The 23,117-nt window shown below is 62.6% G+C and carries 18 protein-coding genes; 6 read left to right on the top strand and 12 right to left on the bottom strand.

The window, feature by feature from the left end; all coding sequences use genetic code 11:
* Window positions 1-100 precede the first annotated feature (100 nt).
* The 5 genes from rfbD to QP609_RS02735 all read right to left on the bottom strand — a co-directional run bounded on the left by rfbD (window position 101) and on the right by QP609_RS02735 (window position 4,788).
* Window positions 101-994, bottom strand: a complete 894-nt coding sequence (gene rfbD / locus QP609_RS02755; RefSeq protein WP_111205542.1) for a dTDP-4-dehydrorhamnose reductase — start codon at window positions 992-994, stop codon at window positions 101-103.
* Complete coding sequence (rfbC, locus tag QP609_RS02750) at window positions 991-1,548, bottom strand: dTDP-4-dehydrorhamnose 3,5-epimerase (RefSeq protein WP_053494804.1); 558 nt, start codon at window positions 1,546-1,548, stop codon at window positions 991-993. Before rfbC ends, rfbD begins: the two co-directional genes overlap by 4 nt.
* Window positions 1,545-2,432 (bottom strand): glucose-1-phosphate thymidylyltransferase RfbA, encoded by an 888-nt coding sequence (gene rfbA, locus QP609_RS02745; protein ID WP_053494803.1) that lies wholly within the window; start codon window positions 2,430-2,432, stop codon window positions 1,545-1,547. Before rfbA ends, rfbC begins: the two co-directional genes overlap by 4 nt.
* Before the next feature lie 14 nt (window positions 2,433-2,446).
* Window positions 2,447-3,502 (bottom strand): dTDP-glucose 4,6-dehydratase, encoded by a 1,056-nt coding sequence (gene rfbB / locus QP609_RS02740; protein WP_111205543.1) that lies wholly within the window; start codon window positions 3,500-3,502, stop codon window positions 2,447-2,449.
* A 68-nt stretch (window positions 3,503-3,570) separates the two neighbouring features.
* On the bottom strand, window positions 3,571-4,788 hold the full coding sequence (locus tag QP609_RS02735; RefSeq protein WP_111205544.1) for a hypothetical protein: 1,218 nt from the start codon (window positions 4,786-4,788) through the stop codon (window positions 3,571-3,573).
* 247 nt (window positions 4,789-5,035) lie between these two features.
* Between QP609_RS02735 and QP609_RS02730 the strand changes: the two genes are divergently transcribed.
* The 6 genes from QP609_RS02730 (at window position 5,036) to QP609_RS02705 (ending at window position 12,443) form a co-directional block, all read left to right on the top strand.
* Entirely contained in the window at window positions 5,036-5,782 is a 747-nt protein-coding gene (locus QP609_RS02730; protein WP_014035896.1) for an electron transfer flavoprotein subunit beta/FixA family protein, read from the top strand.
* Window positions 5,782-6,720 (top strand): electron transfer flavoprotein subunit alpha/FixB family protein, encoded by a 939-nt coding sequence (locus tag QP609_RS02725; RefSeq protein WP_014645853.1) that lies wholly within the window; start codon window positions 5,782-5,784, stop codon window positions 6,718-6,720. Before QP609_RS02730 ends, QP609_RS02725 begins: the two co-directional genes overlap by 1 nt.
* A gap of 146 nt (window positions 6,721-6,866) precedes the next feature.
* Entirely contained in the window at window positions 6,867-9,548 is a 2,682-nt protein-coding gene (locus QP609_RS02720) for a sulfatase-like hydrolase/transferase (protein ID WP_053494799.1), read from the top strand.
* A 106-nt stretch (window positions 9,549-9,654) separates the two neighbouring features.
* Window positions 9,655-11,061, top strand: a complete 1,407-nt coding sequence (locus tag QP609_RS02715) for a UbiA family prenyltransferase (RefSeq protein ID WP_053494813.1) — start codon at window positions 9,655-9,657, stop codon at window positions 11,059-11,061.
* A 29-nt stretch (window positions 11,062-11,090) separates the two neighbouring features.
* Window positions 11,091-11,468, top strand: a complete 378-nt coding sequence (locus tag QP609_RS02710; protein ID WP_053494798.1) for an SMR family transporter — start codon at window positions 11,091-11,093, stop codon at window positions 11,466-11,468.
* A gap of 3 nt (window positions 11,469-11,471) precedes the next feature.
* Window positions 11,472-12,443, top strand: a complete 972-nt coding sequence (locus tag QP609_RS02705; protein ID WP_069118022.1) for an NAD(P)-dependent oxidoreductase — start codon at window positions 11,472-11,474, stop codon at window positions 12,441-12,443.
* Window positions 12,444-12,636: 193 nt separating this feature from the next.
* Here QP609_RS02705 and QP609_RS02700 read toward each other — a convergent pair whose 3' ends face one another.
* The 7 genes from QP609_RS02700 to QP609_RS02670 form a co-directional block, all read right to left on the bottom strand.
* Window positions 12,637-13,998 carry a glucosyltransferase domain-containing protein gene (locus QP609_RS02700; protein WP_140222887.1) on the bottom strand — a complete coding sequence of 454 codons (1,362 nt, stop codon included), beginning with the start codon at window positions 13,996-13,998 and terminating at the stop codon, window positions 12,637-12,639.
* Window positions 13,999-14,364: 366 nt separating this feature from the next.
* The gene (locus QP609_RS02695) at window positions 14,365-15,630 is read right to left on the bottom strand and encodes a glycosyltransferase family 4 protein (RefSeq protein ID WP_197621515.1); all 1,266 of its coding nucleotides are present in this window, start codon (window positions 15,628-15,630) and stop codon (window positions 14,365-14,367) included.
* The gene (locus QP609_RS02690; RefSeq protein ID WP_289213857.1) at window positions 15,627-19,121 is read right to left on the bottom strand and encodes a polysaccharide pyruvyl transferase family protein; all 3,495 of its coding nucleotides are present in this window, start codon (window positions 19,119-19,121) and stop codon (window positions 15,627-15,629) included. Before QP609_RS02690 ends, QP609_RS02695 begins: the two co-directional genes overlap by 4 nt.
* Window positions 19,122-19,180: 59 nt before the next feature.
* On the bottom strand, window positions 19,181-20,473 hold the full coding sequence (locus QP609_RS02685; RefSeq protein ID WP_053494792.1) for an ABC transporter ATP-binding protein: 1,293 nt from the start codon (window positions 20,471-20,473) through the stop codon (window positions 19,181-19,183).
* Window positions 20,473-21,720, bottom strand: coding sequence for a glycosyltransferase (locus QP609_RS02680; RefSeq protein ID WP_053494791.1), 1,248 nt, complete (start codon window positions 21,718-21,720; stop codon window positions 20,473-20,475). The genes QP609_RS02685 and QP609_RS02680 overlap by 1 nt, the downstream gene beginning before the upstream one ends.
* Complete coding sequence (locus QP609_RS02675) at window positions 21,704-22,309, bottom strand: DapH/DapD/GlmU-related protein (protein ID WP_069118025.1); 606 nt, start codon at window positions 22,307-22,309, stop codon at window positions 21,704-21,706. Before QP609_RS02675 ends, QP609_RS02680 begins: the two co-directional genes overlap by 17 nt.
* A gap of 15 nt (window positions 22,310-22,324) precedes the next feature.
* Window positions 22,325-23,107 carry an ABC transporter permease gene (locus QP609_RS02670; protein ID WP_053494789.1) on the bottom strand — a complete coding sequence of 261 codons (783 nt, stop codon included), beginning with the start codon at window positions 23,105-23,107 and terminating at the stop codon, window positions 22,325-22,327.
* Window positions 23,108-23,117 lie beyond the last annotated feature (10 nt).

The following is a 23,117-nucleotide window of genomic DNA, read 5'->3' as shown; positions in this document are numbered from 1 at the left end:
TTTGCCCGGGTCAGAGCCCGTTGCTGCGCAACGGGCTCTGACCCGTTCCTGATCGGCCCGGCAGCGCTGCGTCGCCGGGCTTGGCCCGGCGCTACGGCCGTCAGGCCAGCTCCGCCATCACCCGCTTCAGGCCATCCTGCCAGCTCGGCAGCACGACGCCGAAATCCTGCTGCAGCTTGCGGTTGTCCAGCACCGACCAGGCCGGGCGCCTGGCCGGGGTCGGATACTCGGAACTGGGAATCGCCTCGACCGTCGGCACCTTGGCCAACACGCCGCTGGCCAACGCCTCGGCAAATATGGCCTCGGCAAAGCCATGCCAGCTGGTCCGGCCGCTGGCGGTCAGGTGCCAGATACCCGACAGCTGGCCCGGATGCTGCAGTGCCTGCGCGGTGACATCGGCGATCAGCGCCGCCGGCGTCGGCGTACCGATCTGGTCAGCCACCACACGCAATACGTCACGCTCTGCACCCACACGCAACATCGTGCGCAGGAAGTTGGCGCCGTGCGATGCATACACCCACGCCGTGCGGAAAATCAGATGGCGGCCACCGGCCGCACGCACCGCGTCCTCGCCATCGCGCTTGCTGGTGCCATACATGCCCAGCGGTGCTGTCGGCTGGTCCTCGCGGTAGGGCGCGCTGCCCTGGCCGTCGAACACGTAGTCGGTGGAGTAATGCACGAACGGCACGCCATGCGCCGCACACCAGCGCGCGATCACGCCCGGCGCCTGCGCATTGGCAGCGAAGGCCGCATCGACCTCCTGCTCCGCACGATCAACTGCGGTATAGGCGGCCGCATTGACCACCAGCGACGGCTGCACGCGGTCCAGCAATGCCGGCAGGCTGTCGGGCTGGCCGAAATCGGCCGTTTCACAGGTACTTCCGTCGGGCAGTTGGCCGCTGCGCGTGGTTGCAATCACCTTCCCCAGCGGCGCCAGCGCGCGCAGCAACTCCTGGCCCACCTGCCCGTTGCCACCGAACACCAGCACGGTCATGGCACGTAGACCGGCAGGCGATCTTCAGCAATGTCCTTCAGGAACGGTGCGTTCTCGTCCTTGGCTGACAGGGTCGGTGCGCTGACCGGCCAGTCCACGGCAATGCCGGCGTCATTCCAGCGCACGCCGGCATCGAAGTCCTTGAGGTAGACCTCGGTGCACAGGTAGCTGAACACCGCACGCTCGGACAGCACGGCGAAACCGTGCGCGAAGCCCTCTGGAATCCAGAACTGCTTCTTGTTCTCCGCGCTCAGCACCACCGCTTCCCACTGGCCGAAGGTCGGCGAACCGCGGCGGATATCCACGGCCACGTCGTAGACCTCGCCTTCCAGCACGCTGACCAGCTTGCCCTGCGGCCGCGGCCATTGGTAATGCAGGCCGCGCAGCACGCCCTGCGCAGAGGTCGACACGTTGCTCTGCACGAAACGGTCCGGCAGGCCCAGCGCGGCGAAGCGCTCGGCGTTCCAGGTTTCGAAGAAATAACCGCGGGCATCGCCGAACACCGCCGGCTCGATCACCACGCAGCCGGGCAACCGGGTTTCAATCACTTTCATGGAACGACTCCACGCACGGCGAGCTTATGCAGGTATTCACCGTAGCTGTTCTTGATCAACGGCGCGGCCAGCGCTTCCAATTGTCCAGCGTTGATCCAGCCCTTGCCGAACGCGATTTCCTCGGGACAGCAGACCTGCAGGCCCTGACGGGTCTGGATCGTCTCGATGAAGTTGGATGCTTCCAGCAGCGACTGGTGGGTACCGGTATCCAGCCACGCATAGCCACGGCCGAGCGCCTCCAGGTGCAGGTCGCCTTCGGCCAGGTAACGCTTGTTGAGATCGGTGATCTCCAGTTCGCCACGCGGTGACGGCTTCAATTCGGCCGCGTAATCGCAGGCCTTGCCGTCATAGAAGTACAGGCCGGTCACCGCATAGTTGGAGCGCGGCTTTTCCGGCTTCTCCACCAGATCGATCACCTTGCCGCCCTGGTCGAACTCGGCCACGCCATACCGTTCCGGGTCATTGACCCAATACCCGAACACGGTCGAGCCGTGCACGCGCTCGTCAGCACGCTTGAGCACCTCGCGCAGGCCGTGGCCGTGGAAGATGTTGTCGCCCAGCACCAGGCAGCTCGGCTTGCCAGCCACGAAGTCGCGGCCGATCAGGTAGGCCTGGGCCAGGCCATCCGGACTCGGCTGCACCGCGTACTGGATGTCCATTCCCCACTGCGAACCGTCGCCCAGCAACTGCTGGAACAGCGCCTGCTCGTGCGGGGTGTTGATGATCAGCACTTCGCGGATGCCCGCCAGCATCAGTACGCTGAGCGGGTAGTAGATCATCGGCTTGTCGTACACCGGCAGCAGCTGCTTGCTGACACCCTTGGTGATTGGATATAGGCGGGTGCCGGAGCCACCGGCGAGGATGATGCCCTTGCGCTGGGTCATGGTGTCTCCTGGGTTCAGTCCGTGGTGCCGATGCGCTGCAGGCGGTAGCTGCCGTCGAGCACGCCGTTGACCCAGTCCTGGTTGTCCAGGTACCAGTCGACGGTGAAGGTGATGCCCTGCTCGAAGGTGTAGGCCGGTTCCCAGCCCAGCTCGTTCTTCAGCTTGGAAGCATCGATCGCATAGCGGCGGTCATGGCCAGGACGGTCGGTGACATAGGTGATCTGGCTGCTGCGCGGCTTGCCGTCCTCGCGCGGACGGCGCTGGTCCAGCAGTGCGCAGATCGCCTGCACCACTTCGATGTTCTGCCTTTCCGAGTTGCCGCCGACGTTGTAGGTCTCGCCGACCTGGCCCTTGGCCAGCACGGTGCGGATCGCTTCGCAGTGGTCGGACACGAACAGCCAGTCGCGCACCTGCTTGCCATCGCCGTACACCGGCAGCGGTTCGCCAGCCAGCGCCTTGGCGATCACCAGCGGGATCAGCTTCTCGGGGAAGTGATACGGGCCGTAGTTGTTGGAGCAGTTGGTGGTCAGCACCGGCAGCCCGTAGGTGTGGTGGAACGCACGCACCAGGTGGTCCGAAGCGGCCTTCGACGCCGAGTACGGCGAATTCGGGGCGTACGGGGTGGTTTCGCTGAACCTGCCGGTCTCGCCCAGGGTGCCATACACCTCATCGGTGGACACATGCAGGAAGCGGAAGGCCGCCCCTTGTTCGGCCGGCAGCGCCTTCCAGTAGTCGCGTACCGCTTCAAGCAAACCCAGGGTGCCCACCACATTGGTCTGGATGAAGGCGCCTGGGCCGTCGATGGAACGGTCCACGTGGCTTTCGGCGGCGAAGTTCAGCACTGCATCGGGCTGGTGCTCGGTCAGCAGGCGGGCGACCAGCGCGCTGTCGCCGATATCGCCCTGCACGAACACATGCTGCGGGTTGCCGTCCAGGCTGGCCAGGGTCTTCAGGTTGCCGGCGTAAGTCAGTGCATCGAGGTTGATGACCTTGACGCCGCGTGCGACGGCCTCGAGAACGAAGTTACCGCCAATGAATCCGGCACCGCCGGTGACGAGCCATGTGGGCACTACCTGTTCTCCTGATTGGTACGGGTTGGGACGTGTCTGCAGCGAAGGGTTCGGAGGACCACGGGATATCAAGCGTTGATCCGGCTGGGCAAGCGTAGCCTGCCCGCGGCGGCAATGATGAACAGCGCCCCTGGGACCAGTGGCAGGAGGTAGCGTCCCTGCCCCTCGAACAGCAGGATCGACACCATTCCCAGGCCAAGTGTGGCCACGGCAAGCCAATGAACGGGCTGCCAGCGGCGCAGGTGGAGGCAGATGCGCAGCAGCGCAACCATCGTCCAGGCCGTCAACGCAATGTTGAGTGCCAGCGTCAACCTACCCAGCCACACCGGAGCACCGCCTCTCTCCAGGAACGGCCAATGCAGGAGGCTGCCGACATCGAACGATCCGCGCACGCGCAGCAGCGCCAACTCCAGGAAGCGGCCGGGGTGTTCGGAAATCCAACGGCGGCCAATTGCTGAGCCAATCACGTCGGCCGCAGGCGTCCAGTGGCGGAGCTTCCAGTCCTCGCTTTCTCCGCTGAAGAACCCTTGGGGAAATCCAGCATCGGCGAACCGGGCCTTGTCGTCAGCCTGGAGGGGGACATCCTTCAAGGGCATCCACCCGCCATGCGCATTGGCATCGTTGTTGTTGACCATCAGCACATACCCGCTGTTTGCACTGACGGGCACAAACTGGCCGAAAAGAACTGCGTTGCGCAGGGTCCACGGCCCCAGTACCAGCAGAAAACCCAGCACCACCATGCTGATCCGCCGCCAGGTGGCGATGCGCATCCCATCACGCAGGAGCAACGCCAGTGCCACGGCTCCCGGCAACGGCAGCATCTGTGGCCGGTTCAACGCGGTAAGTGCCAGCACGGCTCCCAGCAGCAGCCATCGGCCCGGAAAACGCACGACCGCCACAAGCATGCCGAACACGGCAAGGAACAGTGACAGCGATTCGGTACCCAGTACATTGCTGTAGGCGACCAGCGCCGGATGGAATGCCAGCACTGCCAGAGAGGCAACCTGCCAGGCCGGGCGCAGCTGGAGGCGCACCCCCAGACCGACCCACGAAACCAGCGTGCCGGCCCAGAGCAGGACATTGAGAATCTTGCCCGCGCCCACGTTCACGCCGGTGAGCATGAACCAGGCGCCGAGCACTCCGGGGTACAACGGAGGCTGGGACACATAGGGAATGCCTGAAATCCGGAAGCCGCCACCGCTGGCAACGCTGCTGGCAACCTCCAGATAGCGGCCGAAATCGGCAACGGGCTGCAAGGGGATCCATTGCACGAACAGCAGGCGCATGGCCACACCAGCAACGGCAATCGCCAGCAGCAGGCGGTATGGAGGGGGCGAGGTCAATGAAGGCATGTGGCGGGGCAGCGGAACCGGCCGCTAGAGTAGCCATTCAGGCGACGTGGATACAGGACGCCGTTTCACCATACGCATTCGCATGGTCGACAAAGGCCAGTTAGAATCGGGGTCCCACCCCCGAACCGGTTGCTGTGCGAGGACCGGACGTTCTCTCCGTTATTGAAGGACCCCGTACCAGATGAAAATCCTCGTCGCGTACAAGCGCGTGGTGGACTACAACGTCCGCATTCAGGTCAAGCCGGACGGTTCCGGCGTGGTCACCGACGGCGTCAAGCTGTCCCCCAACCCCTTCGATGAAATCGCCCTGGAAGAGGCCCTGCGCCTGCGCGACAAGGGCATCGCCAGCGAAGTCGTGGTCGCCACCATCGCCCCGGCCGATGCCCAGGCGCACCTGCGCAACGGCCTGGCCATGGGCGCCAACCGCGCCGTCCATGTGGTCACCGACCAGGCCATCCAGCCGCTGACCGCCGCGCGCACCCTGCTCAAGCTGATCGAGAAGGAACAGCCGGACCTGGTGATCCTGGGCAAGCAGGCGATCGACGACGACGCCAACCAGACCGGCCAGATGCTGGCCACGCTGTGGGGGCGCCCGCAGGCGACCTTCGCCAGCAAGCTGGACATTGCCGACGGCAAGGCCACGGTGACCCGCGAAGTCGACGCCGGCCTGGAAACGCTGGAAGTCGATCTGCCGGCCGTGGTCACCACCGACCTGCGCCTGAACGAGCCGCGCTTCATCAAGCTGCCGGACATCATGAAGGCCAAGGCCAAGCCGCTGGAGACCCTGCAGCTGGCCGACCTCGGCGTTGAAGCCGCCGACACCTTCAAGACCACCCAGTACGCCGCGCCGTCCAAGCGCAGCAAGGGTGTGATGGTCAAGGACGCGGCCGAACTGGTTGCCGCACTCAAGCAGAAGGGGTTGCTGTAATGAGCAGGATTCTCGTCATCGCCGAGCACCACGACGGCAAGCTCAACGCCGCCACCGCCAAGACCGTCAGCGCTGCTGCCGCCATCAGCGGCGCCAGCATCGACGTGCTGGTGCTGGCCGCCGATCCGGCTGCCGTGGCTGCCGAGGCCGCGAAGATCGCTGGCGTCGCCAAGGTCCTGACCGTGGCCAACGCTGCCAACGCGCAGGCCATCGCCCAGGTGCTGGCACCGCAGATCGCGCAGCTGGCCAAGGGTTACACCCACGTGTTCGGCCCGTCGACCACCTTCGGCAAGGACCTGATGCCGTGCGTGGCCGCCCTGCTGGGCGTCAACCAGGTTTCCGACCTGATGAGCGTTGAAGGCAGCCACACCTTCAAGCGCCCGATCTACGCCGGCAACGCGATCATCACCGTGGAAGCCCCGGCCGACCAGATCGTGGTCGCCACCGTGCGTGCCGCCTCGTGGCCGGAAGCCGCCCAGGGCGGCAGCGCGACCATCGAGGCGGCCAGCGTCGATGCTGCCCTGCCGACCCACACCCGCTTCGTCGGCCTCGCCGCTGGTGCCAGCGACCGCCCGGACCTGCAGAGCGCCAAGCGCGTGGTCTCCGGTGGCCGTGGTGTCGGTTCGGAAGAGAACTTCAAGGTCATCTTCCAGCTGGCCGACAAGCTCGGTGCCGCCGTCGGTGCCTCGCGCGCTGCGGTTGATGCCGGCTACGTGCCCAGCGACCTGCAGGTCGGCCAGACCGGCAAGATCATCGCCCCGGAACTTTACGTGGCCGTCGGCATCAGTGGCGCCATCCAGCACCTGACCGGTATCAAGGATGCCGGCACGATCGTCGCGATCAACAAGGATCCGGATTCGCCGATCTTCGAGATTGCCGATATCGGCCTGGTGGGCGATCTGTTTGCAATCCTGCCGGAGCTGGAAAAGGCGCTGTAGTCGAAACCTGCGTAGCAACTCGCAGGGTGGGCAGACATTGCCCACCCTGCCACTCGTCAAAACATGTCGGCATATTGCAACACGCCTTTTGCGCTGTCTTGATTCTGTAGCATTTCCCCTCCCATCGCTCCAACCGGAGGGAGAGAATGCAGATGGCGATGAAATGCCTGTTTTTTGCGGCATGGATCGGAATGCTCGCGTTGCTTGCGCGACATTGCACACATGGACAGCGATGGAAGCTGCTGGTCACTGCGCTCTGCGGAGCACTGCTGGCGATCTGGCTTTTCATTGATGCACTCAGTGGCAACGGCATCGATTACGCCGTGATCTATCATCTGCGCGCAGGCATGCGCGGCGCAGGCGCCGCTGATTTCAGCTTGCCCATCGGCCTGCTTTCGGCAGCACTGGTGGCATGCCTGGCCCTCGCTTTCATGCCCCGCCTGCATTCGGCACGGAGGTGGGCACCCGCCGGTCCCCTGTTCGCGGCTTCTCTGCTGGCGACGCTGGTTTTCAATCCGATCGTCTACGACGTCGCGACACTGGTACGCCAGGATCGGCAGGCACGTCTTGCACCGGCACAAGGGGACCAGTACGTACGTCCCGACGCCCCGCTCGGGAATCACCGCAACGTGGTGATTCTCTACGCCGAAAGCTTCGAGCGCACCTATCTCGATGAGTCGCGATTCCCTGGCCTTGCGCCAGAGTTGAACAAGCTGCGCAGCGAGGCCGTGGATTTCCGGCACGTGGACTCGCGCGAAGGCGGCACGTGGACGATCGCCGGCATGGTCAGTTCCCTGTGCGGCGTCCCCCTTTCCCTCAGCCAGGACGCCAATGGCTATGCAAGCATCGGCCGCTTCCTGCCTGGCGCGTACTGCCTGACCGATCACCTGCGCGAGCGCGGATACGACGTCGAGTTCATCGGAGGCGCCGCTTCTGATTTCGCTGGAAAGGGACAGTTCCTCGCCAGCCACGGCTTCGGCACGGTACGCGATCGCTCCTATTTCAAGAGCCTGAAGCTGGGCGACAACCGTTTCTCGCCATGGGGCGTCCACGATGATGTCCTGTTGGATGCGCTCTGGGACCGCTTCGCTGCGCTCTCGCAGCAGACCACGCCTTTCGCCCTCGTCGGCCTGACTCTGGATACACATCATCCAAGCGGACACATCCCCCATGCCTGCCTCGATGTCGCCTATGAGGGGCTTGGCCAGCGCAGGCCGATGCTCGACGCAATCCATTGCTCGGACCGACTGGTTGCTGATTTCGTACGCCGCATCCGCGCCAGTCCCTACGCTCGCAATACAATCATTGTTGTTGCATCGGACCATCTGGCCCTGCCCAACGACATTGCCGACCTGCTGCGAGATGCTGATCGCAGCAACCTTCTTCTCATGTTCGGCAGCGACCTGCGCGCGAGGCAGGTTGATCGACCCGCGACCACCCTCGATACGGGCGCCTCACTGCTTGATGCCCTGCAAGGGGGAGTGGCACTCGGCTTTGGCCGCTCACAGCTTTCCGTGAAGGGCGCAGGTACTTCATTGAGTGTCCGACCCGGTCGGGAACCAGATGCCAGCGAGGACCACCTGCCAGGTTTCATGGCCTATTCCAGCACGCTATGGGAGCTGGGCCGGATCGACGATCACCTGCAGTTGGTGGATGGCGTCATCCAGTTGGGTAAGCAGACGCTGACTCCGCCCTTGGCCATCGCTGCCGATGACCGCGGCCGAATTGCCCAGCTTGGCACGAACGGCATCCGCTCTGGCCACCTTCTGGCCGGCGGTGATTCCCAGCAGGTCCTCTACATTGATCGTTGCTTTGCGTTCGACGAACGGCAGCCCGCCGATGAGTGGTGCCTGTGGGGGAGCGCTGACGGAACGGCTCGCGTGGTGTCACAACAATCGCTCAAGGCCGGCGCGTTGGTGCCGGAACTGCTGCAGGCTGCACGCGAAGCGCCCCCGGCATCCCAGCTGCGCAACGATTTCATCATCCGCACCCACTTCGATGCGAGCCATACGATCGTCGGTGAAGCGATGGATGGAAAGCTGTTCTCGCAGGGTGCGGAAGGGACCTTGGCCTATGGCGCCTACCAGGATCTGTGCGCAGGCAACTACACCCTCAGCCTGCAGGGCGTGGCCCACCCCGCCAACGGTGCCTGGGCCGACGTCGTTGCCAGTTACGGGGCACAGACCTACGACCGCCATGCGCTGCTGGACACGGCCGATGGACGTGACGGGACGATGCTGGAAGCCAGGTATGTATTCCCTGAAGACCTGCCCCTGGCTGAAGTCCGTGTCGGCGTATCGCCAGACGCTGCGGTGCGACTGGATGGCTATACCCTGCTGCCTGCCTACGAGGCACTGCCTGTGGGATCGTCGGTGGATTTCAGCGCCGATGCCAGCAATCGTTTCATTTCCTGTGGCTGGCACGGTCCCTCTCCCCAAGGGCGCAGCGTTCGTGGCGCGGCCGCCTCGCTACGACTGCGCCTGCCATCCGAGCCCGCCCGGCTGCAGGCAGTCCTTTCACTGTCGGCGCAGTCACCTCGCGAGCTCACGGTGCTGGCCAACGACGCCCCGCTCGGCTTGCTTCAGATCGAAGCAGGGACGCGTGAATACCCCATCGACCTGGCAGGCCTGTCCAGCGCCGCCGGCGGGCAGCTCACCTTGACGCTGGTGCCTGGACAAACGACCTGCGCTACGGAGGACTGCGAGCTGATTACCCTGCACCGTCTGCACTTGGCCCCGGCTGCGACGGCTCAACCGGCTGCTCCAGCCTGTCCCGGGATGCGCTGCCTTCACGCCCCCGCGCTGGTACCTGAATCTGTCGCAATGTAACTCCCCCTCGTATACTCCCCGCACTATTGGATGAGGGGAACTGCGGCATATGTCGCATCACAATGATGTACCGGCTGGATCCGGTGAGTTGACGCCGGGAGCAGCCCTGTGCGTCGATCTGGACGGGACGCTGCTGCGTAGCGACCTGCTGTACGAATCACTGCTGGCCCTGCTGGCGCGCAACCCGCTGTTTGCTTTGCTGGTACCGTTCTGGCTGCTGCGCGGCAAGGCCTATGTTAAGCGCCAGCTCGCTTCCCGGGTGGCCTTGCAGGTTGAAACCCTGCCATACGATGAGCGTGTCGTGGCCATGCTGCGCGCGACGCCGCAGCGTCCGCGTGTCCTGTGCACCGCCTCGGACCGGCTGTTGGTCCAGCCGATCGCCGATCATCTCGGCGTTTTTGACGAGGTCATCGCCAGCGATGGGGCCCGCAATCTGGCCGGGCACGCCAAGGCTGAAGCCCTCGTCGAGCGCTATGGGGAACGGGGGTTCGACTATCTTGGCAACCACCGCGTTGACCTGCCGGTCTGGAAGCACGCCGCAGGTGCTGTCGTCGTCAACGCCACCGGATCGCTGGCAAACCAGGCCCGCGCGCAAACCCGGTTGATCGACCACCTGCCTGGACAGCCCGGAGGGCTCCGCACCTGGATCAAGGCCCTGCGGCTGTACCAGTGGCTGAAGAACCTTCTGGTACTGGTTCCACTGCTTACCGCGCACCGTCTGTTCGAACCAGAAGCCGTAGTAAACGCGGCGCTCGCCTTCCTTGCCTTCGGCCTGTGCGCATCCGGCGTTTACCTGCTGAACGACCTGCTGGATCTGGCGCCAGACCGGCAGCATCCACGGAAGCGGAAGCGACCATTCGCGGCCGGAACCTTGCCCCTGTTTCATGGCCTGGTCGCCACCCCCTTGTTGACACTGGCCGGTTTCGCACTGGCGCTGTGGACAAGTCCTGCGTTTGCACTGGTCCTGCTGATCTACTTCATCACGACCCTGGCCTATTCGTTCACGCTCAAGCGCATCGTGATGATCGATGTCGTGGTGTTGGCGGCGCTTTACACCGTGCGGATCATCGGCGGCGCTTTTGCAATCGATTCGCCACGGTCATTCTGGCTGCTCGCGTTCTCGATGTTCATTTTCCTCAGCCTTGCCCTTCTCAAGCGCTATACCGAACTAACCGCGGCTGCAACGCAGGGAAAGCAGAAAGCCTCCGGTCGCGGATACTCCGTGGCCGATCTGCCGCTGGTGCAGTCATTCGGGACAGCTGCGGGCTACATCGGCGTTCTGGTCTTCGCCCTCTACATCAACAGCCCTGACAGCCTCAGACTGTACGCCACGCCCCAAGTGCTCTGGCTGCTCTGTCCTGTGCTGCTGTACTGGATCAGCCGTGCCTGGTTTGTCGCCCACCGGGGCGACATGCATGATGACCCCATCGTGTTCGCAGCGCGCGACCGCGTCAGCCAGGGCGTCGGCCTCGCCGGGCTGATCATCGTAATGGCGGCGACACGCCACTGGTAATGCCTCCTCATCATTCCAAAGTTGATCGCATGTATCTCAAATTCATCCCACTCATTCTGTTCTCCGTAGCCCTCAATGCGAGTGCGCAGCTTTTCCTTCGCAAAGGCATGCCGAATGTTTCGCTGGTGACCAACCAGGGCGTGCTTGAGCTCGCACAGGGCGCCATCCGCGTTGTCCTCAATCCGTGGGTCTTCAGCGGACTGTCGTGCTATGCGATCAGCATCGTGCTTTGGATGTACGTCCTCTCCAAGGTCCAGGTGAGTTTCGCTTATCCCTTCCTGAGCGTGGGATACGTGATTGTCGTTGGTGCTGCATATCTGTTCTTCCGTGAACCGGTCAGCGTAATGAAGCTGGCTGGAATCGCGCTGATCTGTGCTGGCGTCGTTCTCGTCGCGCGTGGGGGCTGAGCCGTGACCAAGCATATTGTCATTGGTGGCTCAGGTTTCACCGGATCGCATCTCGTCCGGACCCTCCTTGCACAGGGCCAGCAGGTTCAGACCGTTGACCTGCTGCCTCTGCCTGCAGAATTCTCCGGCAGGGTCGTCCATCACCAGCTGGATATTCTGGATACTGCGGCGCTGTCGCGCGTGCCATTGGATGAAGGTGATGTCGTCCACCATCTTGCGGCAAGGCAATTCCATAACGCCGTGCCGGCAAAAGAGCAGGACGCCTGGTTCGCCGAGGTCAACGTTACCGGTACAGCCAATGTACTGAAGTGGATGCGTAAACTGCGCCAGCCACGCTTGATCTATACCAGCACGGACATGGTGTACGGGCTGCCGGAATCACTGCCTGTACCTCCAACGCACCGACGCAACCCGTTGGGGCCGTATGGACGCAGCAAAGCGGCGTCGGAACAGCTGTGCGAACAAGCACGAACCGAGGGCTACCTGATTACCGTCCTGCGTCCACGCATGATTGTGGGCCCCGGACGCTTTGGCATCCTGATCAAGCTGTTCCGGCTGATGGACCTTGGCCTTCCGGTGCCAACCATCGGCAGCGGTCGGAACCGCTACCAGATGATCGCCGTGGAGGATGTCGTCAGCGCAATTCTTGCTGCGGTCGAGAAGGGATTCCCCGCCGTCGCACTGAGCTTGGGATCGGGCGATGCACCACCAGTTCGCCAGTTGCTGCGCAATACGATCAAGCGCATCGGCTCGCGCTCGATTGTAGTGCCGGTACCCGCCAAGCCGTTGAAGATGACCCTGTCGCTTCTGGAAAAGCTGGGCAAACCGCTGCTGCATCGGGAGCAGTATCAGATCGCCGACATCAACTACGTGGTCGACATTGCACCTACGCAGGAAGTTCTGGATTGGCATCCCACACGCAATGACGAGGACATGCTCGTTGCAGCGTACGCACATTACCGGAAGCAGATCTGAATGATCTGCATGGAGGGACCTGGATGGGGTCGCCTCCGTATCACTGGCCTCGCCGGGGAAAAGTCCGGCGAGGCGGGATAGAGATCAGCGCGGCAAACCACCACGATGCTGCTCCAGCAAGGAAATGGCGATGACCTCCTTGCACGGGAGCCGCTGCGATCTACGTCGGGCCGGACGCACTGGCGGCGCCTGATCAGTCATCGCTATAGACGATGACCGCGCCACCCTTTGCATCCTGGAAGAGCCTCAGTCGCCCTTCACCCAGCCCGGTTTCATTCACGGCGTCACCTTCCACCGCCATCGCGCACACTTCTGCCTCGTGCGTCCGGCAATCAACAAAACTCCTGGCCCCGGTAGCCACCACCACCGAATTCATCAAGTATTCGTTGTTGAAAGTGGCAGCTGGCTCTTTGCCACCCGGCATGCGGCCGGAAACCGCCAGTACTGAATACCGGTCTGCCGGCAATGGCAATAGCGTGTGGATCTTCTCAAACAGGAAGGAGGTCGTTTCCACCTGGGTCTGGAGGAACGTACGGGCCTGTGCCTGGAATCCAATACCACCCGCCAGCAGGAGGAGGAATACGACCGCCCGTGAGATACGATTCCCACCTCCAAGAAGGCCGAAAAACAGCGCCAGTCCAAGTACCAGCGCGATCAGGCTGCGCGTGGTAATTACTGGTGCCAACGGAATCGAGAATGCGTGGAACGCCGCAGCGACCATTGCGAGCGTCAACAGGATCTGGACTGAACCCTTCCGGCGAACGGCGAATGGAACGAGCAGCAGCACGGTTGCCAACAGCAACCAACCATCCAGGTTCGAGGCCTTGCCAATGGAAGCTACACACTTCCCGAATGATCCAATGACGTAGCTTACGTTCTGCCATAAAGAGGGAAGATCCTTGGCCGGATGTGGCGATCGCCAGTCATCCACCTGCGGACCGAAATGCCCTGCCAGCAGCAGCAGCATCATCGACATGACCAAAGCGCCGAGTACCGCCCCTCCCACCCAGCTGAGCGTGTGTTGCAACCACAACCTCCATCGATCCCGAGCACTCCGCTGTTCGGACGCGAATTCGCCGATGAACAGGAGCGGGACCAGGAAGTAGTAGCTCTGCATCGTCCCGAACAGAAGGATCCCGAGCGCCGCATAGACCGCAACCGGTGCTATCGCCACTCGCCGCGTGACCACCTCGGCCAGGATCAGGACTGCAACTGCCGAGAACGCAGTGGCCGGCCACATGCTTTGTTCCACGACTGGCGGAGAGATCGAAACGACGGCCGAAATGATCAGTGCCAGTGCAACCGACAGGCCTGCGCGGCGCGCAATGCGATAGACCAGCAAAAGATGTGCGGCGATATACGCGGCGAACCAAGCCGACGCGTCAATACTGACAAGCACATCCTTGAAGATGTAGTTCAGCCACCGGCCATCCTGCAACAGCTTCAGCTGGAAATAGTGGTTGTAGTGAACTTCATCGTGACCGAACACATGCAGATTCGATAGTTGGCTATAAGCGGATGCCACGAGCAGCATGGACAGAAGCGCAGCCACCATCTTGAATCCGCCATGGCTCGGGGCATCAGTGCACATCGAGTGCAGCTGCGACCGCGCCCGCCCAGCCAAGTTACTCCAATCCATATCTTCCCCTAACTCCAGATTCGCCCAACTGAATTTGACCGGCCTAGCATCATCCAGGCCGAGGTACCGATGGCCGTGAACGGGCCCAATCGGCTCTTTGACTGCCCTGAAGACGTCGTATCCCGTGCGGAATGCTACTCGACTGGATGATGGCCAAGCCAATCCTTTGTGAGCCAACGGCATGGTTGGGCAGGCCCGCGCGGCTACCTGCAGCCGATCCAGCGAGCGATAGGGCACATTGCCCCATGGACAGTCTCGTGCATCACAGGACTTCACTCCCGATCAGGAATGCAGCAGCAGGTGCCTGAGCCTTTGCACGAATTGACGATGGTCATAGTGTTCCGCCAGGAACAGGCGCGCCTTGGTAGACGCGGCTGACCAAGCCTGGTCGTCTTGATCCAGCGCCTGGATGGCAGCAGCAAACTTCGACGGGTCATCGGTAGTCGGCAGTATATCCTCGACTCCAGCCAGGCCCTGCGCGGCCGCACCGGTCAAGATGATTGGAACACCCTGCCCTATTGCCTCGATCACCTTCCCCTTGACCCCGCCGCCGAAACGCAACGGCGCGATGACCAGGCGCGTAGACGCGTAACAGCGCTCCAATGCAGCATCATCGATGCGACCGAGAATACGCACCGTGTCAGAGGCATGCTGGGGCACACGGTAGTTCTCCATACCGGAGCCCACCACGGTGAGGACCGGCGCCTGTCCCCCCCGCTGAAGCAAGGGCAGCACCTTGTGCAGAAACCAGTCCAGACCATCTGCGTTTGGTGCATGCGCCATGCTGCCAACGAACAGCAATCCCGATCTTTTGCCCGGGCCGGGCGTGTGCTGCATGGATCCTGCATCCACGGTCCACAGCGGGAACATCTCGCCGTTCCCAGCCAAGCCGCGATCAGCAAGGTAACGGTTCACTGTTTCAGCCTCATCTTTAGAGGGATACAGAACTACGTCGGCATTTCTCCACGCTCGCTGTTCCACCACTCTCATCAACAGACACTGCCAATGATCGGCAAGGGTGGCCTTGGACGTAGCACGCATCAACTGCAACCGCAGATAGTGGATGTCGTGCCCGTAATAGAGATGAGTACCGGCAATCGCCGCGCGCAGGACCGGTAGATACATAGCCGCGATCAGTGGGCGGCTTGACACCGACCCGATGAAACTCCCTCCGAACGTCGCCAACCATCCGTCCAGTGCCCCCGTTTCCCGTCGACTCAATGGGGTGATGCCTCTCCCTTCCAGGGCAGCTCTCCCAGCTGCGGAGGGCTCAATCGTTGCCGACCAGAAGACGACCTCCATGCCGGCATCGACCAACAGGTCAGCGAAGCATGAGATCGCACGCGATCCCGCATCACGGTCAATCTCGGGAAAATCATGGTCCACGAGGAGCACACGCGGGCGTTCCGTCGACGGAACCTCCGCGGGTGTTCCTGTGGGCCGTGACATCGACCAGCGACCGTACAACCCAGGGCCGAACATCAGCATGGCTTCCAGCAGCCGTCGCTTGACCTTGCCCCACCCCATTGCCGTCTGTGCCTCGCTCAATGCCAGGACTTGAGGTCCACGAAGAACTCCGGATACCCCTTCCACTTGTCGCGGAAGTAGGCTGCGTTGCGGTTGAACAGCTGCTTGTAGCGCTCGCTGCCCTCGCTGGCGCCGGTAGTCTGGTGCGGCTGGTGACGGACACCGGCCAGGTCACGGAACGCCACCGAATAACCAGCCTTCTTCACCTGGAAGCAGATATCCGTGTCTTCGAAGCACGTAGGGTCGTAGAACACATCGAAGCCTTCCAGACGCTCGAACAGGTCACGGGCAATGAACATGCAGCTGGTCCCCAGGAAACCCACGTCATCGCGGTATCCCTTGATGCGGGCCTCGTTGTTCATGCCGCGATTGGGAAGGTAGTCGGAGATGGGTCCACCCAGGTCATCACGCGTGGCGTCGAACCATCCTGCATTCCAGCCGATGGTGCCGACACCGGGGTTGGCCGCCAGGATGTTCACGGCTTCACTGAAGCAGGACGGAGAGGTCAACCACTGGTCGGAGTCGAAGAACGCAATATAACGGCCGGTGGAATGCTTGACGCCCAGGTTGCGACCCGAGGAGCATCCATTCTCACTGTTGCGCACAAGCTTCACCTTGGCATGCCCTGCGTACAGCGATTCAACCAGTTCGGCGCCGCCATCGCTGGACTGGTTATCGACAACCACGATTTCCTGCAGCCATTCCCCGGCGTGCTCCAGCAACGTGCTCACGCAGCGCTCAATGATGCGGCGGTTGTTGTGGATCAGCACAACCACGCTTACCGACAGCGGATACTCCGGTTGTATCAACTGCTCGACATGGCCCAGCCAGGCGTGGCGGGCGATGAATGCGTAGTCTTCCGATGCAGTGGCGCCGGCCAGCTGTGCGGACAGCTGCGCGGCATCCACCCGATGCAGGTTGGGCGACGGTGCGAATGACGGCAGCGCATCGACAAACACCGGCTTCTCCAGCAGCAGCGCCGCCATTGACAGGTCGGCAAGGCGCGTGCGGTCCCCGGCCCCGCCGACGATGACAACCGCATGCGCGCCGGCGATCAGCGGAGCCATCTGCTGCGGCTGCCACGACCAATCGAGGGGACGTACCTGGCGGCTGTCGCGGCCATCCACGTTCATTCCCGTGACATGGAAAACGAGATCGGGGGACGCCTTCAGCGCGGCATCAAGCCAGGCGTCGCCGTCTCCGCCGAGGACAACGAACAGGACATGTTGTCGCCCGTCCTCATATGCCTGCGGCAGCCCATGACTGCGGTAGGAGTCGAAGATTTCATTGTCTCCAGCCGCGCCCAGGAAGCGCGACGGCAGGCCATCGACCTTCTGCTCCGGGGTTCCGGTGACAACGCGATCAGTAAGGACGCGCAGTTCCGCGGAGAGAGAATCCGCACCGAGTGCAGCGAGGTCGACGATCACTTCGGCACCGCGTTCACGTGCCGACCGGGCCAGGCCCAGCGCCTCCGGCGATGCATCGGCAAGCAGAACGCGAGTACCCTCGGCACGCACTTCCTGCAGCCAGGCGTGCGCATCGACAGCGAGACGCGCCGGCAGGCCGCTGCCGTCGTCCGGCCAGGCACTTCCATCCACCGCGGTGATGCGCACGAAGAAGCCGGCACGATCGCCCGCCTTCGCGAAGTGCATCGCCCGGTTGGGCCAGCCGTCGGTGGTCAACGTGTTGGCGATCACCAGCAGGCGTTCGCGGCGAACCGGTCGCACCATCGGCGGTGGCGGTTCCGCCATCTGTTGCGTGGCAGCGGTCTGAGGAACACCCAGCGTCTTCATGCGTCGCGGGATCTGTTGCAGTGCGACCTTCAACCCGTGCCGCCTCCAGACCGAAGCCAACTTGAAGGGGGCGGCCAGCAGGCGCACCAGGTCGCGGCGAAGCAACTGCAGGAACCTACGCAGGCGACGCCAGAGATTCAGCGCATCTGCGGTCTCCTGACGGCTGCGCGCCAGCTCGGCCTGCACCTGTTCGATTTGCTGCAGCAGGATCGCAATGTAGACCTCCTTGTCATCAATATAGGCCTGCTTGCCTGCCAACTGCTGCTGGATCTGCTGCAGCATCTGCGCACTTTCCTCCTTGACCTGCTGCAGTGCCTGCGCACTTTCCTCCTTGATCTGCTCCAGTGCCTGCGCACTTTCCTGCCTGATCTGCTGCAATGCCTGCGCATTCTCCTGCAGCTGGCCTTGAGCCGCATCCAGGCGGACCATGTCTTCATTCATCTTCTTTTGCTTCTCGACAAGTTGCTGCGTCAGGTTTGTGTTCTGCGTCGTCTGCTCGGCAAGCTGATGGTCCCGGAACAGCAGTAGATCGTGGGCGCGTTGGCTCTGCTGCCGGGTCTGTTCAAGCTCGACCAGTGCCTGTTGCAACCACAGTGACAACCAGTCTGTGGAGGTTGCGTCGAAGCGAAGGGGCACCGGCGGCAGGGAGGAGCAGCCGTCGAGCAGCTGCAGGTGCGCGCTGGCGGACACTTCCAGGCTGTCCACCACCTGCGGATCCGGCCGCCAGGCTTCGGTGACCAGCGATTCGATCGCCTGCACGAAGCGCTCCGGGCCATCGTCGGTCGACAGCCTCAGAATCGACGGCATTCCAGCCATCGCATGGGCATGCGACAGCTTGTCGTCGTACTCAAGGCCTGCGGTGGGCTTCCCCGCCAGCAGGGCAAGGATACTGGCATGCAGGCGCATGGACAGCACCGCGTCAGCGCTGGCGATTGTCTGCCAGGTCGCATCCGTTGTTGCCGGTGCGATCAGTTCATCATTGCTGCGCCCGGGTAGCTGCTGGCGCAGCGATTCGATCAAGGGCAGGTCGGACGTCGCACCACTGCCTTCGGTATGGGCCTGGAACGCCACCCATTGGATCTGCCATCCTGCAGGAACTGCAGTGCGCAACGCCTCCACCAGGGACGTTTTCCACTGCCCCTTGTCCCATTCACGCACCACCACCGCCAGTACCTTGTTCTGCGGCTGGCCTGCATCGTGCGCGGCCTGTTGCGCCGGCAATGGGTGATAGCGGCGGAACAACCATCCCGGATCGGCGGCAACGAGGATATCCCGATCCACGCCGATCTGGCGCAGCAGTGCCTTGGATGATTCATCCCGCACGGATACGGCGGCCGCATGCTGGAACAACTCGCGCACCAGGGTGCGTGCGCCCTCTGAACTCAGCGGCCCAACCCCCTGCCCCCATACGATTGTCGGCACTCCCAGTTGCCGCGCGAGCAGCATCGGCCGTGCATAGCCGGAAATGTCGTTCGCATAAGGGAGGTACACCGCATCGAGGTTGAAGGGATGATGGTCCTGGAAGATGCCGCCGCCCCCCATCACCAGTACGTCGCAATGCATCAATGCACGAGCGATGTCCCCGACATTGGCAAACTGCACGGCATCCACACCATGCATGCGACGGGTCAACGAGGGATCGATGCTGGCAACCACCGGCTCGCCGCCCAGTTCGCGGATGCGACGGACCAGCAGGTCCAGCAGCACCTCGTCGCCCACGTTGGGTGCTCCATAGAAACCCACGACCAGGGCCCTGAATACTGGCTTGGAGTGCGTCATCATGCAGTTCTCACTGGTGCGGTGAAGCGAGGGGCGGGAGCAAGCCAGCCATGACCGGAATGGGGCTGAGGCAATACATCCACATGGCCCGCGTAGGGCACGCGTGAGTGACGGTGGTACTCGCCCGTGTCGAGGTCACCGATGCCCAGTGCCAGCACATAGCGGTTGCCGGTGACATTCAACGTCAACTGCCAGTCGAAAACATAATCGCCCGGTTCCGTCGGCAGCGGCGAAAGGCTCATGTTCTGGGTGGTGCCAGCCCACAGGGCGATGTCATCCACGCTCTTCAACTGAATTCCATAGCAGGGCTGCTCGATACGCCGGCGTACATGGATGGCGACCTTCACCAGTACTTGTTCGCCATGGCCGAACGTCGTCCTTGGCTGCCCCTGCAGGTCGAGAATCTCCACGCCGGTGATTTCGCTTGCCGGCAATGCCGCAGCGTCTGCAGGCAGGCCATCGTCCTGCAAGCTGGCAAGGGCCTCGTCCGCATAGATCACGGCTCCGCCTTCTTCGTCCACCAGGTCGTCGGCATACTTCTTGACAACCTCGCGGCACGGTCCGTCCAGCACGACCCGTCCGCGACGCAGGTAGATGCCCCGGTCGCAGTATTCCAGCAGGGTATTGGTGGAGTGGGTAACCAGGATGATGCTGACGCCTTCAGACTGCATCTTGCGAATGCGGGTAAGGCACTTGGTCTGGAAGGCGGTGTCGCCCACTGCCAACGCTTCATCCACAACCAGGATATCGGGTGACACGTGGATCGCCACGGCGAACGCGAGCCGTACGAACATGCCCGAAGAGTAGGTCTTGACAGGCTGGTCGATGAATTCACCGATATCGGCGAATTTTTCAATTTCAGGCATGAGGCGGGTCATGTCCGCCGAACCCAGGCCGATGATGGCACCTGCCAGGTAGACGTTGTCGCGCCCGCTGAATTCCGGGTTGAAACCAGCGCCCAGTTCCAGCAGCGCCGATACCCGCCCGTTGACGGTCACGCTGCCGGTATTGGCCTGCAACGTACCGACCAGGATCTGCAGCAGCGTCGACTTGCCGCTGCCATTGCGGCCGATGATTCCAACAGTTTCGCCCGGCGCGATGTCGAAGTTGATGTCGTCCAACGCATGGAACACGCGCGCCGGCTGCGGCTGCATGCCCACCAGGCGCCGGAGCCGGTTTGCTGCCGGCTGCAACAGGCGCTGCGCCGGACGGTCGAAAATGCGGAAGACCTTGCCGACACCACGTACCGAAACCACCGGCGCAGCCGTCAACGGCGTATCTGCTGCCTGCATCACATCACCCCCGCATGCCGATAGGCGGCTCGCTTGGCGTCCAGGCTTGCCTGCTGTGAATACTCGCGCGCCATGAGATCCTGCCCTGCCGCCGACAGAGCTGCCAGTCGCGCTCGGTCCTGCGCGCATTCCAGCAATGTACGGGCAAACCCTTCTGCGTCATCACGCACCAGGATGTCCACGCCGTCGGTCGCGCCGATGCCCTCGCACCCCTTGCTGGTGCTGAGTACCGGGATACCGGCAGACATCGCCTCGACGATCTTGACGCGGATGCCGCCGCCGGACAGCAGTGGCACCATCAGCAGATGCGCTTTGTCCAGCAGCGATTGCAGGTCGTCGACGAAGCCATGCACGAGAACGTTGCGGCCGTCATGCAATGCCTGCAGCGCCTCCGGAGGATTGCCGCCGCAGAAGTGCAGAACAATCTTCCGCTCCTGCAACTGGCCTGCCAGCAGCGGATGGATCTTCTCGGCAAACCAGGTCACCGCCTCCGCATTCGGGTACCAGCCAAAGCCTCCCATCCACAGTACGTGGAAGACATCATCCGGCTTGTCTTCAAAACGCGTGGTACCCAACGGAAAGTGCAGCGGCATGAGGTAGCGCGGGACCTTGTCGGTAACCCGCGACATGTCATGGCGAGAGATGAAGGTCATCGCCGAGAACCCGAAGGCATTGTCGATCTCGACAGCCTTCGCGGCTCGCCGGCTTCGGCTGGCAACCCATTCCATGAAACGCAGCTTCCATCCGGTCAGGCCTGCCGGCATCCAGAACGGAAAAATGTCAGCTTCGATGTTGTGGCTCAGCAGGATGCCCGGCACCTGTGGCAAGAATCGACGGAAGAACGCCAGATGGGTCGAGTTGACCTCGATCGCATCGATGCCCTGTTCCCGGACGATGCGACGTGCAGCCGCAACGGCGCTGCGGCTGTAGTAGCTGGCATCGATGAAAGGCAGACCCTGCAGTGCCTGCCGCGCCATCGACAGGGCTCGCTGCACCTTGGGCAGCTCGAACGGCATCTTCGGACGAGGCTCGAGATGGACCGACCGGAACACTTTGTCGTAGAGCGCGCGATGCTGCTCGACTTTGCGTCGGTCGGCGTCGCCGCCGACGTAGCAGAACAGGTGGTAGTCGATCTCCTCGGCGAACGGCAGAACTGCGTTCACCGCATAGATGTCGCCCCCCGTCACCGCCGGCAGCGAAGGCGCCAGCATGAACACGAGGACTTGTTTCTTAACCTGCGGTTTCATCGAAGATATCCGAATCAAAATACGGTGAGAACCTGGTGAGGTACTGGATATCCCGGTTGCGTTCACCGATCTTTCGGGCGGGTACGCCACCCACCACCTCATACGGTGCGACGTCGCGTGCCACGACCGCACCCGCCGCAACCACGGCACCTTCGCCGATGGTCACGCCCGGCAACAAGGTGGCGCGGGCACCGATCCAGGCATGGTCCTGGATGGTGACCACGCCGCCAATCGCGGGAAAGGTCGGTGCGTTGTGGTCATGGTGCAGGCTGAGGATGCAGGTCTGGAAGGAAACATTGACGTTGTTTCCAACAACCACGCCTACCCGGCCATCCAGATACACCTCCCGGTTGATCACGCAGTTGTCACCGATGCTGACGTGCGCGCGCACCGGATAACCGGTGACGAACCAGCGCATGCTGACGTGCGTGTCCTTGCCGATCGCCACCTTGAGCACGCGGGTCAGATAGAACCGGCGAACACATTCGATCGGAAAGCGGGCAACGACATTGTTGCCGAGGTAGTACTTCAGCCCCATAAGCACATAGAAGAAACGCTGGCGAAGAAGCCATTGCTTCAGGCGACTCATCGTGCAAGCTCCTTCTTAAAGGACATCAGCGAATCCACACTTGGTGCGACGGAACCAGACCATTCCCAGCAGGCAGACCACAGACGCGGCAGCAAACTGCCCCGCCAGCTGCCACCAGTCCGGCAGCTGACCGAACACCGCGACGGCACGGGCCTGCTCGATGATCGTCGTAAGCGGATTGGCCAGGAAGAGCGGGCGGATGTACTCGGGAATCTTGGTGACCGGGAAGAACACTGGCGAAATGAACAGCAGGATCTGCGAGAAAACACCCACCACCTGGTTGACGTCCCTCAGGTAAACGCCCACAGACGCCAGTATCCAGCTGATGCCCAGCGCATACAGCACCAGGGGGACCATCACTACCAGAATCAACGGAAAAGTGACCGGAACACCGTTCCCGACGAACACCAGTGCAAGCGCCAGAACGCTCAGACTGATGAACCAATGGAACAGCGCCGATGAACAGGAAACGATCGGCAGAATGCCGATCGGGAACACGACCTTCTTGACGTAGTTGACGTTTCCCGTGATCAATCCCGGCGCGCGGTTGATGCATTCGGCGATGAATCCATGGAGGATCAGGCCGACGAACAACAGGATCGCAAAATCCGCCTGACGCTGTGGCTGATCGCCCCAGCGAACTTTCAGGATCACCGAGAAGAACAACGTGTATACGCTGAGCATCAACAGCGGATTGACGAAGGACCAGAACAAGCCGAGCACTGAGCCCTTGTAGCGGCCACTGACTTCACGCCGGGTGAGCTGGAAGATGAGACCAGCCAGATTCGAGGCACTCATGCGTCAGACA

This window comes from Stenotrophomonas sp. 8(2023), from assembly GCF_030345295.1.
Lineage (GTDB): Bacteria > Pseudomonadota > Gammaproteobacteria > Xanthomonadales > Xanthomonadaceae > Stenotrophomonas > Stenotrophomonas muris.
Note: the sequence above shows the minus strand (reverse complement) of the source record. Positions and strands in the feature narration are given on the sequence as shown.

Coding starts and splice junctions, on each gene's coding strand:
- QP609_RS02710 (WP_053494798.1), top strand. CDS start 11,091: ATGTATCTCAAATTCATCCCACTCATTCTGTTCTCCGTAGCCCTCAAT.
- QP609_RS02670 (WP_053494789.1), bottom strand. CDS start 23,107: ATGAGTGCCTCGAATCTGGCTGGTCTCATCTTCCAGCTCACCCGGCGT.
- QP609_RS02735 (WP_111205544.1), bottom strand. CDS start 4,788: ATGCGCCTGCTGTTCGTGCAATGGATCCCCTTGCAGCCCGTTGCCGAT.
- rfbA (WP_053494803.1), bottom strand. CDS start 2,432: ATGACCCAGCGCAAGGGCATCATCCTCGCCGGTGGCTCCGGCACCCGC.
- rfbC (WP_053494804.1), bottom strand. CDS start 1,548: ATGAAAGTGATTGAAACCCGGTTGCCCGGCTGCGTGGTGATCGAGCCG.
- rfbD (WP_111205542.1), bottom strand. CDS start 994: ATGACCGTGCTGGTGTTCGGTGGCAACGGGCAGGTGGGCCAGGAGTTG.
- QP609_RS02680 (WP_053494791.1), bottom strand. CDS start 21,720: ATGAAACCGCAGGTTAAGAAACAAGTCCTCGTGTTCATGCTGGCGCCT.
- QP609_RS02725 (WP_014645853.1), top strand. CDS start 5,782: ATGAGCAGGATTCTCGTCATCGCCGAGCACCACGACGGCAAGCTCAAC.
- QP609_RS02675 (WP_069118025.1), bottom strand. CDS start 22,309: ATGAGTCGCCTGAAGCAATGGCTTCTTCGCCAGCGTTTCTTCTATGTG.
- QP609_RS02700 (WP_140222887.1), bottom strand. CDS start 13,998: ATGGTGGCTGCGCTTCTGTCCATGCTGCTCGTGGCATCCGCTTATAGC.
- QP609_RS02720 (WP_053494799.1), top strand. CDS start 6,867: ATGCAGATGGCGATGAAATGCCTGTTTTTTGCGGCATGGATCGGAATG.
- QP609_RS02685 (WP_053494792.1), bottom strand. CDS start 20,473: ATGCAGGCAGCAGATACGCCGTTGACGGCTGCGCCGGTGGTTTCGGTA.
- QP609_RS02730 (WP_014035896.1), top strand. CDS start 5,036: ATGAAAATCCTCGTCGCGTACAAGCGCGTGGTGGACTACAACGTCCGC.